15 protein-coding genes are annotated in these 18218 nt (G+C 45.6%); 1 reads left to right on the forward strand and 14 read right to left on the reverse strand.

Annotated elements, in window-relative coordinates; genetic code table 11:
- Positions 1-2 precede the first annotated feature (2 nt).
- The 5 genes from hemB to hemA are packed head-to-tail and all read right to left on the reverse strand — an operon-like array spanning position 3 to position 4881.
- Complete coding sequence (gene hemB, locus M4I42_RS04205) at positions 3-980, reverse strand: porphobilinogen synthase (protein WP_268850994.1); 978 nt, start codon at positions 978-980, stop codon at positions 3-5.
- Positions 977-1753, reverse strand: a complete 777-nt coding sequence (locus M4I42_RS04210; RefSeq protein ID WP_268850995.1) for a uroporphyrinogen-III synthase — start codon at positions 1751-1753, stop codon at positions 977-979. The genes hemB and M4I42_RS04210 overlap by 4 nt, the downstream gene beginning before the upstream one ends.
- Entirely contained in the window at positions 1753-2685 is a 933-nt protein-coding gene (gene hemC, locus M4I42_RS04215; protein WP_268850996.1) for a hydroxymethylbilane synthase, read from the reverse strand. Before hemC ends, M4I42_RS04210 begins: the two co-directional genes overlap by 1 nt.
- 14 nt (positions 2686-2699) lie before the next feature.
- Positions 2700-3533, reverse strand: coding sequence for a cytochrome C assembly family protein (locus tag M4I42_RS04220; protein ID WP_268850997.1), 834 nt, complete (start codon positions 3531-3533; stop codon positions 2700-2702).
- A gap of 16 nt (positions 3534-3549) precedes the next feature.
- On the reverse strand, positions 3550-4881 hold the full coding sequence (hemA, locus tag M4I42_RS04225; RefSeq protein ID WP_268850998.1) for a glutamyl-tRNA reductase: 1332 nt from the start codon (positions 4879-4881) through the stop codon (positions 3550-3552).
- 405 nt (positions 4882-5286) lie between these two features.
- Here hemA and M4I42_RS04230 point away from each other — a divergent pair, with 405 nt between their 5' ends.
- Positions 5287-5772: a LiaI-LiaF-like domain-containing protein gene (locus M4I42_RS04230; protein WP_268850999.1), complete on the forward strand. Its 486-nt coding sequence runs from the start codon at positions 5287-5289 to the stop codon at positions 5770-5772.
- A gap of 44 nt (positions 5773-5816) precedes the next feature.
- Here M4I42_RS04230 and yihA read toward each other — a convergent pair whose 3' ends face one another.
- The 9 genes from yihA to leuB form a co-directional block, all read right to left on the reverse strand.
- Positions 5817-6398, reverse strand: coding sequence for a ribosome biogenesis GTP-binding protein YihA/YsxC (gene yihA, locus M4I42_RS04235; protein WP_268851000.1), 582 nt, complete (start codon positions 6396-6398; stop codon positions 5817-5819).
- Complete coding sequence (gene lon, locus M4I42_RS04240) at positions 6395-8719, reverse strand: endopeptidase La (RefSeq protein WP_268851001.1); 2325 nt, start codon at positions 8717-8719, stop codon at positions 6395-6397. The genes yihA and lon overlap by 4 nt, the downstream gene beginning before the upstream one ends.
- A gap of 169 nt (positions 8720-8888) precedes the next feature.
- Positions 8889-10550, reverse strand: coding sequence for an ATP-dependent protease LonB (gene lonB / locus M4I42_RS04245; RefSeq protein WP_268851002.1), 1662 nt, complete (start codon positions 10548-10550; stop codon positions 8889-8891).
- Between the two features lie 375 nt (positions 10551-10925).
- Positions 10926-12191: an ATP-dependent protease ATP-binding subunit ClpX gene (clpX, locus tag M4I42_RS04250; protein WP_268851003.1), complete on the reverse strand. Its 1266-nt coding sequence runs from the start codon at positions 12189-12191 to the stop codon at positions 10926-10928.
- 226 nt (positions 12192-12417) lie between these two features.
- Positions 12418-13704 carry a trigger factor gene (tig, locus tag M4I42_RS04255; RefSeq protein WP_268851004.1) on the reverse strand — a complete coding sequence of 429 codons (1287 nt, stop codon included), beginning with the start codon at positions 13702-13704 and terminating at the stop codon, positions 12418-12420.
- Positions 13705-13855: 151 nt separating this feature from the next.
- Positions 13856-14830 (reverse strand): tetratricopeptide repeat protein, encoded by a 975-nt coding sequence (locus tag M4I42_RS04260; RefSeq protein WP_268851005.1) that lies wholly within the window; start codon positions 14828-14830, stop codon positions 13856-13858.
- A 40-nt stretch (positions 14831-14870) separates the two neighbouring features.
- A complete protein-coding gene (leuD, locus tag M4I42_RS04265; protein ID WP_268851006.1) occupies positions 14871-15464 on the reverse strand; it encodes a 3-isopropylmalate dehydratase small subunit in 594 nt (197 codons plus the stop codon).
- A 12-nt stretch (positions 15465-15476) separates the two neighbouring features.
- On the reverse strand, positions 15477-16892 hold the full coding sequence (gene leuC, locus M4I42_RS04270) for a 3-isopropylmalate dehydratase large subunit (RefSeq protein WP_268851007.1): 1416 nt from the start codon (positions 16890-16892) through the stop codon (positions 15477-15479).
- 71 nt (positions 16893-16963) lie between these two features.
- Positions 16964-18079, reverse strand: coding sequence for a 3-isopropylmalate dehydrogenase (gene leuB, locus M4I42_RS04275; RefSeq protein ID WP_268851008.1), 1116 nt, complete (start codon positions 18077-18079; stop codon positions 16964-16966).
- Between the last annotated feature and the right edge of the window lie 139 nt (positions 18080-18218).

The raw sequence follows: 18218 nt of genomic DNA on the forward strand, positions 1-18218 counted from the left end.
CCCTATTCTTGTAGCCAACGAGCGACGTCTTTGGCAAAATACGTTAAAATTAAATCCGCGCCTGCCCGTTTCATGCCGATTAACATTTCCATCACGATTTGCTTTTCGTTTACCCAACCATTTTGCGCCGCTGCTTTCACCATTGCATATTCTCCGCTTACATTGTAAGCGACAATCGGAAGATGGAAATGGTTTTTCATATCGCGAATAATGTCTAAATACGCAAGCGCTGGTTTTACCATAATAAAATCCGCGCCTTCGCGCACATCCGATTCCGCTTCGCGAAACGCCTCCAGCCGGTTTGCCGGGTCCATTTGGTACGTTTTTCGATCGCCAAACTGCGGAGCGCTATTGGCTGCATCGCGGAACGGTCCGTAAAACGCGGACGCGTATTTCACCGCATACGACATAATCGGCACGTGCGCGAATCCCGTTTCATCTAATCCTTGGCGGATCGCGGTCACAAAGCCGTCCATCATGTTGGAAGGAGCGATAATATCCGCGCCTGCTTTCGCTTGGCTTACCGCCGTTTTCACAAGCAGTTCAAGCGACGGATCGTTCAACACTTGTTCGTTTTCGACGACGCCGCAATGGCCGTGGCTCGTATATTCACATAAACACGTATCCGCAATCACGACAAGCTCTGGATACGTTTGTTTTATTTGCCGGATCGCTTGTTGGACGATGCCGTGCTCACAATACGCTCGTGAACCGACTTCATCTTTTTCCGCTGGAATACCGAAAACGATGACCGACTTAATGCCGAGGTCAACCGCTTCTGCAACTTCTTCATTCAACCGGTCAAGCGAAAACTGGTAAATGCCCGGCATGGACGGAATTTCCTGCTTGACATGTTCTCCTTCGATCACAAAAATCGGATAAATCAAATCTTCGACGTGAAGATGTGTTTCACGCACCATCGCACGTAAATTCGCGCTTTGCCGTAACCGGCGGTGGCGATCAAATTGCCATCTGCTCATTTATTTCCCTCCATCTGAAAAAATGTTTCCATCGCTTTTATCATATCATCAATCGTATATTGCTCAGGACAAATATGTACACGCAATCCGAATTGCTCCGCTGTTTGTTTCGTAATCGGACCGATGCAGGCAATGACGCAATGTGCTAACAACGGTCGCCATTCAATTCCATCCAACATGTTCATGAAACTTTCGACCGTTGACGAGCTTGTAAATGTCACTACATCGAGCGCCCGTTTTTTTAACAAATCAAGCAGTTGTTCTTTACCACTTTCGTTCATTTTTGTTTCATACACGACTAGGTCGGTCACGTCTGCGCCTAACTGAACAAGCGCTTCTTTCAATGTCGGACGCGCCAAATTTCCTTTCACTAACAAGACGCGGTCATTCGGCTTCACGAGCGATTTCATCGCTTCCGCCAATCCTTCCGCAACAAATTCGTCGGGAACAACGGCTGGCCTTATACCTCTTTTCTCTAAAGCAAGCGCCGTTTTTTTGCCGACGACAGCAACGTTCGGCAGCGGCATTATGTCGCTAACAAATGTAAAGAAAAAGCGAACCCCGTTGGCGCTCGTAAACACGAGCCAGTCATAGCGAGACAAGTCGCGAACACATTCCTCTATTTCCTTTGTTTCCGTCACCGCTGAAACAGAAATGAGCGGAATTTCCACAGGGCGAGCTCCGACCTGTTTCAGCTTATCGGAAAATACATGCGCCTGTTCTTTTCCTCTTGTAACAAGCACCGTTTTGCCGTACAACGGAAGCCGCTCCATTACGCACCAAGCTCCTTTTTAACCCGGTCGATCAACGCTTTTGCGCCAAGCTGAACGAGACGATCCGCTACTGTTTTGCCAATTTGTTCGGCATCTGTACCGATAGCGGTTTCTTTGTAGCATTCTTTTCCGTCCGGTGAAGCAACGAGCCCAGTAAAAACGACTTCATCTTTGTCGTTGACATAAGCATAACCAGCGATTGGCACTTGACAACCACCTTCCATTCTCTGTAAAAAGGCGCGTTCCGCCAACACCGCCCGCTCCGTTTCGCGGTCGTTTAATACTCGCAACCATTCTAACAATTCCGCATCGTTTTCGCGGCATTCAATCGCTAACGCCCCTTGTCCAACAGCTGGAAGACAAAGTTCCGTCGGCAAATATTCCGTAATTGTTTCATCCGCCCAGCCCATCCGCCGCAAACCGGCCGCCGCTAAAATGATCGCGTCATACCCTTCGTTTTCCAACTTCGCCAACCTTGTGTCAATATTGCCGCGAATCCATTTAATCTCTAAATCCGGACGTTGCGCCAGTAGCTGGGCAGAACGGCGCAAACTGCTCGTTCCAATGACCGCTCCGCTCGGAAGGTTGGCAAACGAAACGCGAGATTTACTAATGAGCACATCGCGATGGTCTTCGCGCTTTGGCACGCAGCCGATCATGAGCCCTTCCGGCAATACAGCCGGCATATCTTTCATACTATGAACGGCCATATCAATCTCTTCGTTAAGCATCGCCTGCTCAATTTCTTTGACGAACAATCCTTTTCCGCCAACTTTCGATAACGTGACGTTTAAAATTTGGTCGCCTTTTGTCACAATTTCTTTCACTTCAAACTCAAACGGCGCTCCAAGTTCTTTCAATTTCGCAATCACCCAGTTTGTTTGCGTCAAAGCTAGTTTGCTTCGCCGCGAACCGACGATAATTTTTCGCATCGTTTCTTCCTCCATTATGAATACCATAAATGAAACTTCGATAAGCTACCAAATAAGAAAAAGTTGACAAGCAAAAATAAAAACGAGCCGATGTTCCAAAGCGCGAGCGCTTTTCCGTACATTTCTTGGACAACTCGTTTATAAAAATACACGCTATAAACAAGTAAAACGGAAAACGACCCTAACACTTTCGCATCATACCAATGGAAATGCTCGATTTTTATATAAGCCCAAATCACGCCAAGAATGAGCCCTAATAACAACATAGGCAATCCGATTAAATTTAAAACGTACGACATTTTCTCTAATTTTGTTAAATCCGCCATTCGCCATAACCGTTTTCCCCATTTTTTTTGTTTCAACAAATGGTATTGGATCATATATAAAACAGAAAACACAAATGAAAGGGAAAACGCCCCATATGCTAAAATCGCCATCGTAATATGAATCATGAGCAGCTCGGAAATAAGTTTTTCCGCCGCCGCTTCCGACGGCTGACGAATCGGCGCAAACGTATGCAGCGCTAATATAAAAAATGCCAGCACATTCGTGAAAAACACAATAAAATCAACGCGCAACAACCGGTTAATCGCCAGCGACAATGTAATGAGCACCCATGCATAAAAATAAAGACCTTCCGACATTGTCAAAATCGGAAACCGCTTCGTTTCGACAATGCGAAACAAGAAAAAAGCCGTCTGAAAAACCCAGACAATAGAAAGTAACCAGAAGGCGATGCGGTTTGCCTTCCGGTTATGATGCAAAAAATCTATAAAATAGAGAGAAACAGACAATGCATATAACAGCACAGACAGCTCGTACAACCGTGTGAGATTCATCTCCAACATTCGCAAAATTCCTCTCTTATGACTGTAGAGATGGGACAACCGAGCGCTCACCATCATCTTTCGTCGGTTTCGACGTTTGCAAAGCCTCTTCAATGTTAAAAATTTTCGCAAACAACCGGAGCGCTTCTTCCGCATTCGGCTCTGCTGCTAATTCCTTCGCCCGTAAGATCGGATCGCGCAACAGTTGATTAATAATGCTTTTCGTATGTTTGCTTAATACTTTACGGTCACGTTCCGATAAATGTGGCAGTTTCCGTTCGATGCTTTGCATCGTTTCCGCTTGGATCGCCAACGCTTTTTCGCGAAGGGCGGCAATGACCGGAACGACGCCGAGCGTATGAAGCCATTGTTGGAATTCAACCAATTCGGCTTCAATCATGATTTCAATTTGTTCCGCTGCTTTTTTCCGCTCCGCCAAATTCGCTTGAACGATCCCTTCTAAATCGTCAATGTCATATAAAAAGACGCTTTCGAGCTCGGCGAGCGCTGGATCTAAGTCGCGTGGAACGGCGATATCGACCATAAACAACGGACGGCCTTTGCGCATTTTTTCGATGTGCACCATCATCTCTTTCGTGATAACATACTCTTTTGCGCCGGTAGAGCTAATTAAAATGTCCGCTTCGACAAGGGCGCATTGCAATTCGGAAAGCGATTTGGCGCTTCCAGAAAATTTCTCAGCCAAATGTTGCGCCTTCTCAAACGTCCGGTTGATGACCGTCACTTTTTTCACGCCGCTTCCGTAAAGGTTTTGGAGCGCCAATTCCCCCATTTTCCCTGCCCCGAGCACCAATACGTGTTTCGCTGATAAATCACCAAAAATCTTTTTCGCTAATTCTACTGCTGCATAGCTAACGGATACCGCGTTCGAGCCGATTTCTGTTTCCGAATGAGCGCGTTTTGCCAGCGTCACCGCTTGTTTAAATAGCTGTTTAAATACCGTGCCAATTGTGTTTTCATTTTGCGCCAAAAGATAGCTTGAGCGCACTTGCCCTAAAATTTGCGTTTCGCCTAAAATCATCGAGTCAAGACCACAGGCCACGCGGAATAAATGCTCTACCGCCGCTTCGTTCTCTAAAATTTTTAAATAAGGGGCGAGCGAGTCTTTCTCGATATGAAACCAATCTGCCAAAAATGTTTTTATATAATAACGCCCAGTGTGCACTTGGTCGACAACAGCATAAATTTCTGTACGGTTACATGTAGAAATAATGACGTTTTCTAAAATGCTCTTTTGCTGCTTCAACGTTTTCATCGCTTCGACCAGTTCCGATTCGCTAAAAGTCAACTTCTCACGAATTTCGACAGGGGCGGTTTTATAGTTCACGCCAACGACAAGAATATGCACTTTCCCTATACCCCCTCAACCAAAAGTACATAGTAATCTCACTATATTATAGCATGTATATGTGCGACATAAACAAAAAAATGTGAACACAATTTGAACCTATATGATAAACTTTTAAACAGAATCCTTTCTCAAAAAGATAAGAAAGTATAAAATTTCGGATTCATGTCTAGCTCCAAGCGCCATCGGCTCGAGTCGCTCCGCCCCTTCTTTCGGCGGCGACACGCTGAATTCACTTCTTTGAAATATCCCACGCAAGCCCAAGCTTTGCTTGGGCTGAGCCTCCTCGGTGGGGCTTGTGCGCTCTTCGCCGATAGGCGGGCGCTTTGCGCTTTTCTTATATGTACCATAGCAAAAAACACACCTTCCATCAAGCGAAGTTCATGTAGAAATGGGGAGAAACGAGTGAAAAAGAATGGGATTTTTTCCGGAGTTGTGTTGGTCGGTTTAGGATTGTACTTTTTAGAGAGCCAGCTTTCGCTTCCTTTTTTAAAAATTTTCCAAGGATGGCCGTCGTTATTTGTCATTTTCGGAGCGGCGCTGCTCGGACAAGCGTACTCCGCCCGTGAATACCAACATATTTTTTCTGGAATTGTGCTGTTTGGTTTTGGTATTCATTTCCTATTGATTCAATTATGGAAAAGCTGGCCGAACGAAACGGGTGTCTTATTTTTCATCGTCGCCCTCGCTTTTTTGCTCAGTTCACGGAAAATGAAGACCGGACTTATGCAAAGTTTACTGTTTTTCGCGTTGGCGTTTGTGATGCTATTCTCGGAACGCTTTGCCCACGTTTTTCATATCATTGAAACGAGCATTTCTTTCATTTGGAAATTTTGGCCACTTACTTTTATCCTTTTAGGCGTATACATATTATTTGCCAAAAAGAAATAATCCATACAAAAACACCAGTCTTGCCATCGACTGGTGTTTTTTCGTTACATCATCCGCTGCAACGCGCTCCAAGCCCCGTCTTTTCCTTGTCCTGTTTCGGCGGAAAAAAGAATGAGTTCGTCTTCCGTTGCCATGTTCAACGTTTCGCGAACGATGTTTTGGTGCTTTTGCCATTTTCCTTTCGGCACTTTATCCGCCTTTGTTGCTACGACAATCGTCGGAATGGCATGATGCTTTAAAAACTCATACATCATGCAGTCATCGTTCGTCGGCGGATGGCGCAAATCGACCACGAGTACCGCTGCTTTTAGCTGCTCCCTCGTCGTGAAATACGTTTCCATCATTTTTCCCCATGCTTGCCGCTCTTGTTTGGACACTTTGGCGAATCCATAGCCTGGGACATCGACAAAATAAAACGATTCATTAATGAGATAAAAATTTAATGTTTGTGTTTTTCCAGGTTTGGATGATGTACGTGCTAAGTTTTTCCGATTCACCATTTTATTAATGAACGATGATTTGCCGACGTTCGAGCGTCCGGCGAGCGCAAACTCTGGTCGATCACCTTCTGGATATTGTTCTGGTTTTACGGCACTGATCGTAATTTCTGCTGCAGTAATTTTCATTCTTTTTCCCCTACCAATGCATGTTGTAACACTTCGTCTAAATGCGAAACAAGAACGAATTGCAAATCTTTTTTCACAATCTCAGGAATATCATCTAAATCTTTTTCGTTTTCTTTTGGCAAAATGATTTTTTTCAATCCCGCCCGATGCGCGCTTAACGTTTTTTCTTTTACTCCGCCGATCGGCAACACGCGACCACGCAGCGTAATTTCCCCCGTCATGCCGACAAACCGGCTCACCGGTCGCCCAGTTAACGCTGAAATGAGGGCGGTCGCCATCGTAATCCCTGCCGAAGGACCGTCTTTCGGAATCGCTCCTTCTGGAACGTGAATATGAATATCATATTTTTCGTAAAAGTCCGCTTCTATTCCAAGTTCTTCTGCTCGGGAACGAACATAACTAAATGCTGCCTGCGCCGACTCTTTCATAACGTCCCCTAATTTTCCAGTAAGAACCAATTTTCCTTTCCCCAGCGATAACGACACCTCAATCGAGAGTGTATCGCCACCAAATGGGGTATATGCCAGTCCTGTCGCCACCCCTACTTGGTCTTGCAATTCCGCTTGCCCGTAGCGATATTTTCGTTTTCCTAAAAACTCTTCTAAATTTTTTTCCGTCACGACGACGCGTTTTTTCTCTTCTGACACGATCAAACGAGCCGCTTTGCGGCAAATGGACGCCAATTGCCGCTCTAATTCGCGCACCCCTGCTTCGCGCGTATAGTAACGAATAACGTGTAATATCGCCTCATCGCGCATTTGCAAACTCGCTTTTTTCAAGCCGTGTTCGTTCATTTGTTTTGGAAGCAAATGTTGCTTAGCGATATGCAATTTTTCGACTTCTGTATACCCAGAAATTGTGATAATCTCCATTCGGTCCAACAATGGGCGCGGAATCGTTGCTAAGTTGTTCGCAGTGGCGATAAACATCACTTTCGATAAATCGTACGGTTCTTCAATATAATGGTCGCTAAACGCATGATTTTGTTCCGGATCGAGCACTTCAAGAAGCGCGGCAGACGGATCGCCACGAAAATCGTTCGACATTTTATCAATCTCATCGAGCAAAAAGACTGGGTTAATCGTGCCAGCTTTTTTCATCCCTTGAATGATTCGCCCCGGCATCGCTCCGACATACGTTCGGCGATGACCACGAATTTCTGATTCGTCACGCACGCCTCCTAATGATACGCGGACAAAGTTGCGGTTCAGCGATTTGGCAATTGAGCGAGCGAGCGATGTTTTTCCTACTCCCGGAGGACCAGCAAGGCAAAGAATCGGGCCTTTTAGCGAGTTCGTTAACTGTTGGACCGCTAAATATTCGAGCACCCGTTCTTTCACTTTTTCTAATCCGTAATGCTCCTCGTGCAAAATCGCTTCCGCCCGTTTAATATCGTGAAGGTCTTCCGTCTGTTTCGTCCACGGAAGCGCCAACAGCCAGTCAAGGTAGTTGCGAATGACGGCACTTTCTGCGGAAGTTGTCGGCACTTTTTCGTAGCGTTCTAGTTCTTTTAGCGCGGTCGCTTTGACATGTTCTGGCATCCCGGCGGCTTCAATCTTTTCTTTCAATGTTTCAATTTCGCCGGTTTTTCCTTCTTTTTCGCCTAATTCCTTTTGAATCGCCTTCATTTGTTCGCGCAAATAATACTCTTTTTGCGTTCGCTCCATTGATTGTTTCACGCGCATACTAATTTTTTTCTCAAGCTGTAATACTTCTTTTTCGTTATGGAGAATTTGAATAATTTTATGCACGCGTTCTTTTATATCGACCGTTTCCAATATTTCTTGCTTTCCTTCCAACTTTAACGGCAAATGCGAGGCAATAATATCCGCCATGCGGCCCGGTTCATCGATATCAGCGATGGACGCAAAAATATCGTTCGATAATTTTTTCGATAAATGTATGTATTGCTCAAAATATTCCAGCATCGTCCGCTTTAGCGCTTCGTCTTCTAAATCTTTTGCGGCTCGGTCTGCGAATATCTCCGCCTTCACCATAAAACACGGGTCGTCGCCCACCGTTTCCACCATTTTCGCGCGCGCAACCCCTTCGACTAATACGCGAAACGTTCCGTTCGGGAGCTTTAGCAGTTGTTTGACACGCGCCAACGTCCCCATTTCGTATAAATCTGCGACATTCGGTTCATCGACGGAAACATCTTTTTGAGATGTAAGCAACACCGTATGATCCTCCACCATCGCTTTTTCCAACGCTTGAATCGACTTTTCCCGGCCAACATCTAAATGCAATACCATCGTTGGGAATACGAGCAAACCTCGTAGCGGGAGGAGAGGGACGATCATCTCTTTCTTTCTCGCCATCACGAGCACCTCCATACTTCGTCTTCTATTCGTCTATTGTATAGTACAGCGGCATGTTTGTAAAATTCTACGACATAAAATGCCCTATTCGGGGTGCATGTTTACGAAACATTTCTGTAAATGAAAAATCGACTTCGACATAACGATAGCCGAAGTCGTGGATGGGGCGCTACACGAGCTTTGTTTCCGATTGATCCACGGCAGCGGGAATTACATCGTTCCTGCTCTGTTCAAAAACAATGGCTAGCACGTCTTCTATCCGTTCGACAGGGATGACTTCGATTCCATCGATTTTCCGCAACATCGACTGCATGTTTTCCGCTGGAATGAGTACCTTTTTCGCCCCTGCTTGTTTCGCTGCTTTTACTTTCGGAAAAATGCCGCCGACTGGCTTGACATACCCATAGATGCTAATCTCTCCGGTCATGGCGATCGTTCGATCAATCGGCAGGCGGTAAATGGCAGAATAAATACCGGCCGCCATGGCGATGCCTGCAGATGGTCCGTCAACAGGCACTCCCCCCGGAAAATTCACATGAATATCGTACTCGTCAGCCGGCACTCCCATCGCCCGCAACGCGGTAATGACGTTTTCAATCGAGCCACGTGCCATACTTTTGCGGCGGATCGATTTTTCTCTGCTACCGATGCTTTCTTCTTCAACGATTCCGGTAATGTTGACTATTCCTTTTTCCTTCGCCGGCAATGCCGTCACTTCGATTTCGAGCAGCGCCCCTGTGTTCGGCCCGTACACAGCTAACCCGTTCACAAATCCGACGAGCGACGTGTGATTAATTTTCTTTTCATATCGCGGCGACAATTGGCTCGAGTGAATCACCCATTCGATGTCTTGATCGAGAATGATGTCGCGTTTTTCGGAAATGGCGAGTCCAGCGGCAATTTGCATTAAATTGACGGCTTCCCTACCGTTTCGCGCGTACGAAGCAAGCGTACGAATGCCGTTTTCGGACACGTTCAGCCTCACTTTTTCCGCGGCTTTGCGGGCAATGAGAGCGATTTCCTCTTGGTCAAGTTCACGGAAAAACACTTCTAAACAGCGAGAACGAATCGCCGGAGGAATTTCGTTCGGTGTTCTTGTCGTCGCCCCGACAAGCCGGAAATCTGCCGGAAGACCGTTTTGAAAAATATCGTGAATGTGTGTCGGGATTTGCGGATTTTCTTCGCTATAATAAGCGCTTTCGAAAAATACTTTTCGGTCTTCAAGCACTTTTAATAGCTTGTTCATTTGAATCGGATGCAGCTCCCCGATTTCATCAATAAATAAAATCCCTCCGTGTGCATGGGTCACTGCCCCTTGCTTCGGTTGCGGAATCCCGGCTTGTCCCATCGCTCCCGCTCCTTGATAAATTGGATCGTGAACAGAACCGATCAGCGGATCGGCAATGCCACGTTCGTCGAAGCGCGCTGTTGTCGCATCTAGTTCAACAAAAACAGCGTTCTTTTTAAATGGGGAAAGCGGGTTTTTTTTCGCTTCTTCTAATACAAGCCGAGCAGCAGCTGTTTTTCCCACTCCTGGAGGACCGTAAATGATCACATGTTGCGGGTTTGGACCGCACAATGCCGCTTTTAAAGCTTTAATGCCGTCTTCTTGTCCAACGATGTCGGCAAAATGTTTCGGTCTTACTTTTTCAGCGAGCGGCTCCGTTAACGAAATAGAGCGCAATTTGCGCAGCTGCTCCATTTCTTTGCGTGATTCCTTATCGATCGATATTTTTTGCACCCGCTGGCTTTTCAACAAGTTCCAAAAATAAAGGCCGATAATGACCCCAAAAAACAACTGTACTAATAAAGCAATGTTCGTCCAGTTCATCTACTTACATCCTCCTGCTTCAAAATAGGTAGTACGTATAGTATCTCCGCCTAGAAGCAGGAATAAACAAAAAGAGACTGCCTTCTTTTAAAGACAGTCTCTAACCAGTCGCCTCCGCTTTTCTTGTCTAGCTGCGAACTAACATCCTCCTCCGCGTCCGCTTTCTCCGTCGACGTGCACGCACGTCTCGTCGAAAGCTTGCGCTTCCGTCGGATGTTTCCTTGGCTTCGCCAAGGATCGTTCTCCGCTTTTCTTGTCTAGCTTCGGCTCCTAGCTCTCTTGGGCCAAACAACCTTCCTCCGTCGAAGCAAAAAGCGCTTCTCGTCGGAAGAACGTTTGGCTTCGAGAGCTAACCAGTCGCCTCCGCTTTTCTTGTTAAGCTGAGGTTTTTCTTTCTTGTTCGACGATCGTGCCATCGTGGCGGATCAGCTTAGGCGGTTGATTGCCGCGCACTGTTTCCGCTGTGATGACGCATTTTTGTACATCTTCGCGCGACGGAAGTTCGAACATGACATCGAGCATAATTCCTTCGATGATGGAACGAAGACCGCGTGCACCCGTCTTGCGTTCAATCGCTTTCTTTGCAATTTCTCGCAATGCGCCTTCTTCAAATTCCAACTCGACATCGTCTAATTCCAGCATTTTTTGGTATTGCTTCACAATTGCGTTTTTCGGCTTCGTTAAAATATCGATTAACGCCTGTTCATCAAGCGGCTCGAGCGTCGTAATGACCGGGAGACGACCGACAAACTCCGGAATTAATCCGAATTTCAATAAATCTTCTGGCAACACTTTCGATAATAAATTTTTTTCATCAACCTCTGTTTGTTGCGTTTCAGCGCCGAAGCCGATTACCTTTTTCCCTAAACGGCGTTTAATAATTGGCTCAATCCCATCAAACGCTCCACCGCAAATAAACAAAATGTTCGTTGTATCGATTTGAATAAATTCTTGGTGCGGATGTTTGCGACCGCCTTGAGGTGGAACGCTCGCAATTGTCCCTTCTAAAATTTTCAACAACGCTTGCTGAACGCCTTCGCCAGATACGTCGCGTGTAATCGATGGGTTTTCCGATTTGCGCGCGATTTTATCAATTTCATCGATGTAAATAATCCCTTTTTCCGCTCTTTCCACATCGTAGTCCGCAGCTTGGATTAACTTTAACAAAATATTTTCAACGTCTTCACCGACATACCCAGCTTCCGTTAACGACGTAGCATCGGCAATCGCAAACGGCACGTTTAAAATGCGCGCTAACGTTTGGGCAAGCAACGTTTTTCCGCTTCCTGTCGGCCCAATCATCAAAATGTTGCTTTTTGATAATTCCACATCATCGATTTTGCTGTTGGAATTAATCCGCTTGTAATGGTTGTAAACGGCAACCGCAAGCGATTTTTTCGCTTCGTCCTGTCCAATGACATACTCATCTAAAATTTCGCGAATTTCTTTCGGCTTCGGAACGTCTTTAAATTCAAACTCCTCTTCATTCCCTAACTCTTCTTCGACAATTTCCGTACACAACTCAATGCACTCATCGCATATGTATACGCCAGGACCTGCCACTAATTTGCGGACTTGGTCTTGGGTCTTGCCGCAGAAAGAACATTTTAATTGCCCTTTCTCATCATTAAATTTAAACATCGTTTCACCCCTTATAAAAAAATTCCCTCACCGTATGTACAACACTACATGTTCAAACTTATGTATTCGTCATTTTATCATAACTCGCGATACAAATGCTAATAAAAAAATCGTTGCATATTTGAAAAATTCGAAAATTCTCAACTATATTCTTTATTGTATGAAAGAACAAGGCACGAAAGACCTCGCGCCTTGTTCTTTATTGTTTCCAACAAATACAATATGATTATTGTGCCGCTTTGCTATGTTCAACAAGGAAGTCGACAACTTTGCGGAATTTCACATCTTCTTTCACAAGATCAAGGCTGCCGAGAAGTTCTTTAATTTTGTCGACCGTCAAGTTGTAAGCTTCCGCCATTTTTTCAAGTTCTTCGTTTACATCTTCGTCTGTTGCTTCAATGTTCTCTGCTTTCGCAATCGCTTCTAGCGTAAGCGAAATGCGTACACGTTTTTCCGCGTCTTCTTTCATTTGCTCACGCAATGCCGCTTCATCTTGGCCAGAGAATTGGTAGTAAAGGTTCAAATTGAGACCTTGCATTTGCAAGCGTTGGTCAAATTCGCGCAACATGCGGTCTGTTTCATTTTTAATCATCGCTTCAGGAATATCGATTTCCGCATTTTCTGCCGCTTTTTCCACGACCGCATCACGAAGGGCTGCTTCCGCTTCTTTGCTTCGCTCTTCTTGTAGTCTTGTGCGGATTTTTTCTTTTAATTGCTCAAGCGTTTCTACATCTTCTTCTACATCTTTGGCAAATTCATCATCAAGCGCTGGAAGTTGTTTTGTTTTTACTTCATGCACTTTAATTTTGAATACCGCTGGTTTTCCTGCTAACGCTTCTGCATGATATTCTTCTGGGAACGTCACTTCAATATCTTTTTCTGCTCCTGCTTCTAATCCAATTAGTTGCTCTTCAAAGCCAGGGATGAACGTGCCAGAACCGATTACAAGCGAATAGTTTTCTGCTTTTCCGCCTTCGAACGGCTCGCCGTCTACAAATCCCTCAAAGTCGATGACCGCTGTGTCGCCTTCTTCAATTTTGCCGTCTTCTTTCACGACAAGTTCTGCGTAGTTTTCTTGAAGGCGTTTTAATTCGTTTTCAACATCTTCTTCTGTCACGATAGCGTCTACTTTTTCTACTTCAAGCCCTTTATATTCGCCTAATTTCACTTCTGGTTTGACTGTCACTTTCGCGGTAAAAATTAAGCTTTTTCCTTTTTCTAGTTGCTCGACATCGATTTTCGGATAGTCAACCGGTTCAATGCCCGTTTCTTCTACTGCTTTTGCATACGCTTCTGGCAATAAAATATCCAACGCATCTTCATATAACACTTCTACGCCAAAACGCTTCTCAAATAAGGCGCGCGGAATTTTTCCTTTGCGGAATCCTGGAATGCTCACGTTTTTCACTACTTTTTTGAATGCAGCGTCCAAACCTTCACTTACTTTTTCTGCATCTACTTCAACGGTAAGAACGCCTTCGTTCCCTTCTAGCTTTTCCCATTTTGCTACCATACTTTTCCCTCCAACACAAAATCAATCTCGATCATGAGCGCTTGTCCAACGATCACGATCATCGTCGCTTATATGTAATCATGCAAAGATATACGTAATACAACCATTATATTATAACATACAATAGCGATGTTTCAATATAAACGACTAATTAAATGAAAGAAATTTTTTCTATTTCATAGAGTTTTTTGCAAAGCGGCGCGATTTCGCTCACCGTCACCCCGTATCGTTCTGCGATTTCTTCGTTTTGTTCCTCGATTCCTTGCAGTTCACACGCGCTTATGTGTAAGGCAGCAGCCCATCGTTCCACGCACGCTGGAAGCGGAGAGAACGGATATAAAGCGTATACGTAACGATACCAAAGGTGTGAAGCGATTTCATACAAGCTCGGATTATCATCCGTTAACGTACGGTCTAGCAGCTTCAAAACACTTGTAGCAAATTCCGTTTTCGCTGCTTCATCGAGATGTGCAGGAATGACCGTTATCGTCTGTCCGAATTTACAAATCGCCATCGGTTCGTTCACGCGTTGGACGGTCAACAGCCGCAACAACATCGTTTTCGCCATCGGATGATTGTCCTCCTTCAGCAAATACGATTGAATCATCGGCAAAAATGGTGCGATCGCTTCATGTTCGAGCTGGTGAATCGCTTGCAGCTGATCGTCCAAGCGCTTCGATTCCAACAGCCGGCGAATGTCTTTGTCATCGAAAGCAGGTTGCGAACGGTGCCGCATCTTTTCGATAAACTGAAGCAACTGCAGCAAATGATCGCGAGTTGCAGGCGCAAGAAGGCGATTGGAAACCGCTTGGCGGATCATCGTTTCCATTTCATCATATTGCTGCAATTGAATCAAAATCGATAAATACATTTGCAACAGTTGCATGTCGTCTTTTTTCTTTTCAAGCAACCGCCGGCATCGATCTTTCGCTTCTTCCCATTCGCCAAGTTCAAATAAGCAAACGACGATGCTCAATTCTACTCCCGGATCATTTTTTAATTCGTTCGCTTCCGAAAAAAAGTGGAGCGCTGTTTTGTACTGTTTTGCTTGTAACGCTTCCCACCCTTTTTCAAGCAGTCGCTCTCGTAAATTAGGAAATGGAACAATGTTATTCTTTTTTTTCATCTTATCATCACCGTCAGTGAAGTTGAAAAACCAACCTCATTCACACGAGGTTGGCTTGTTTCTTTTCATATTCGACAATATACGGTTCATACATAAATGTCAAATCAATTTCGTCCCAGCCTTTTAATAGTAGTTGCTTGCGGTATGGGTCAATCGCAAACGTCCGGTCAAACCCGGTTTCGTCATAGACGCGTTGCTCTTCAAGGGAAATCGTTAATTCGTAGTCCGAACGTTTGCTTTGCTGTAATAAATAATCGACGGCTTGCTTATCCAATCGAATCGGAAGCAGCCCGTTTTTTAAGCAGTTGTTGTAAAAAATGTCCGCAAACGATGGAGCAATGACCGCTTTAAACCCGTAATCTTGCAGCGCCCATGGAGCATGCTCGCGCGAAGAACCACAGCCGAAATTTTCATTTGCCACAAGAATGGTCGCACCTTCATTTTCCGGACGGTTCAATTCAAACGCAGGATTAGGCGTTCCGTCGGCAAGATAACGCCAGTCGTAAAATAAAAACTTCCCAAATCCAGTTCGTTCAATTCGTTTTAAAAATTGCTTCGGGATAATTTGATCGGTGTCAATATTGGCTCGGTCTAGCCCAGCAACTTTTCCTGTATGGATCGTAAATGGCTGCATGTTTCTTCCCCCTTAGCGAACGGCTTCTTTCTCTAGCTTTCTCACATCGACAAACCGGCCGTAAATCGCAGCGGCAGCGGCCATTTTCGGACTGACTAAATGCGTCCGCGCGCCTTTTCCTTGCCGCCCTTCAAAGTTGCGGTTAGACGTGGAAGCGCAATGTTCTCCTTCTGGCACTGTATCCGGGTTCATTCCAAGGCACATGCTACAGCCGGAATCGCGCCATTCAAAGCCGGCATCGATAAAAATTTGCGCCAGCCCTTCTTCTTCCGCTTTCTGTTTTACTTGTTGCGAACCGGGAACAACGAGCGCCCGTACGCCCGGTGCTACCTTTTTACCTTTTACAATTTCCGCTGCTGCCCGCAAATCGCTTATGCGCGAATTCGTACATGACCCGATAAACACGTGCTGCACCGAAATGTCCGTAATCGACATGCCTGGTGTCAACCCCATATATTGCAACGCAAGCTGCGCTGCTTTCCGCTCTGTTTCCGTCGCGAACTCTTCCGGATATGGCACCGTTCCATCAACTGGTGCACTCATTCCTGGCGTCGTCCCCCATGTCACCATCGGCGCGATCGTCGTAGCGTCGATTTCAATCGTTTTGTCATATTCCGCCCCTTCGTCGGTAGCAAGCGAACGCCAACGCTCTACCGCTTTTTCAAACTCTTCCCCTTTTGGCGCATATTTTCGGCCGCGCAAATATTCAAATGTTGTTTCGTCTGGGCTCACTAAACCAGCGCGCGCACCCGCCTCAATCGCCATGTTGCAAATCGTCATCCGCTCTTCCATCGACATGTTACGAATCGTATCACCCGTAAATTCAATGACATATCCCGTTCCGACATCTACCCCGTAGCGATGAATAATGGCTAAAATGACATCTTTCGCCGTTACCCCTTCACCCAAACGACCCGATACACGGATTTGTAACGTTTTTGGACGATGTTGCCATAGCGTTTGGGTGGCGAGCACGTGCTCGACTTCGCTCGTACCGATTCCGAACGCAAGCGCTCCGAACGCCCCGTGCGTGGACGTATGGCTATCGCCGCAGACGATCGTTTTGCCCGGTTGCGTCAATCCGAGTTCTGGCCCGATGACGTGAACGATTCCTTGCTCCGAGCTATATAAGTCGGCAAGCGGAATCGAAAATTCCCGACAGTTTTTCTCCAACGCAGTAATTTGGTTTTTGGCGACTTCATCCTCAATGACAAAGCGGTTGACCGTTGGAACATTATGGTCCATCGTCGCAAACGTTAAATCAGGACGGCGCACGTTCCGCCCTTTTTGCCGCAATCCCTCAAACGCTTGTGGAGAGGTGACTTCATGCACTAAATGCAAATCAATATATAATAAATCTGGTTTTCCTTCTTCGCGGTAAACGACATGGTTTTCCCAAATTTTTTCGATAATTGTTTTCGGTTTCACACGTTCCACCTCTCTTTGAACAATTGTTTGTACATTTTTTCACAACTTTTATTTAGAATCACATCTCCGCCTTACGAGTAGACGGCCATAATATGCAAAATCGCTCCGTCGTCAAGGATCGCCGCCTTAATTTCATCAACCATTTCTTTCGTTGAAACAATGCGTTGTCCTTTTTGAGCGACATCCGCTGTCCGATAGCCGGATGTTAATACTTGCTGCACCGCTTTTTCGATCGCATCCGCTTCTTCATGAAGACCAAATGACAGGCGAAGCATCATCGCACTCGATAAAATCGTAGCAATCGGATTCGCTTTGTTTAGCCCGGCAATGTCTGGAGCCGATCCGTGAATCGGTTCGTATAAACTCGGGCCGGATGTCGATAAGCTCGCCGACGGTAACATCCCAAGCGATCCTGTTAACATCGAGGCTTCATCGCTTAAAATATCGCCAAACATGTTTTCCGTCACGATGACATCAAATTGTTTCGGATTGCGAATCAATTGCATCGCTGCATTGTCAACAAGCATATGCTCTAATTGGACGTCTGGAAAATCGCGCGCCACTTCTTCGGCAATTTCGCGCCACATCCGGCTCGATTCAAGGACGTTCGCTTTATCAACGGATGTGACTTTTTTCTTTCTTTTTCTCGCTAATTCGAACGCAGTGATAATAATTCGTTTGATCTCTTCCCGTTTATAAAGAAGCGTATCGACAACCGTTTCTTCCCCGTTTTCGACTCGTCGGCCACTCGGTTTTCCGAAATATAATCCGCCTGTCAACTCTCTGACGATCAACAAATCGACATCTTGAATAATATCGGCTTTTAACGGAGATGAATCGACTAAACTCGCATAAAATTTAACTGGTCGCAAATTAGCAAATAAATTCATCTCTTTGCGAATCGCTAACAATCCTTTTTCTGGACGCAAATGCGGAGGATTTTGATCCCATTTTGGACCACCGACTGCTCCGAGAAGAACGGCGTCGCTTTGCCGGCACATGTCAAGCGTTTCAGCCGGCAGCGGTGTTCCTGTTTGATCGATCGCTTCTCCACCAATTAATCCATAGACAAACTCAAACTGATGGTCAAACCGTGCAGCGACTGCCTGTAAAACTTCGACAGCTCCCTTTGTTACTTCTTTTCCGATTCCATCTCCCGGCAATACGGCAATCCGATATGTTCCCATGTTGCCTCCCCCTCCGTTATTTAAGAAAATATAAATTTCTGAACTGTTATCTAGCTCCAAGCGCCATCGGCTCGAGTCGCTTCGCCCCGTCTTTTGGCGGCGACACATTGCGTTCACTTCTTTGAAATAGCCCACGCAA

The sequence above is a fragment of the Anoxybacillus sp. J5B_2022 genome (assembly GCF_026847645.1).
Lineage (GTDB): Bacteria > Bacillota > Bacilli > Bacillales > Anoxybacillaceae > Anoxybacteroides.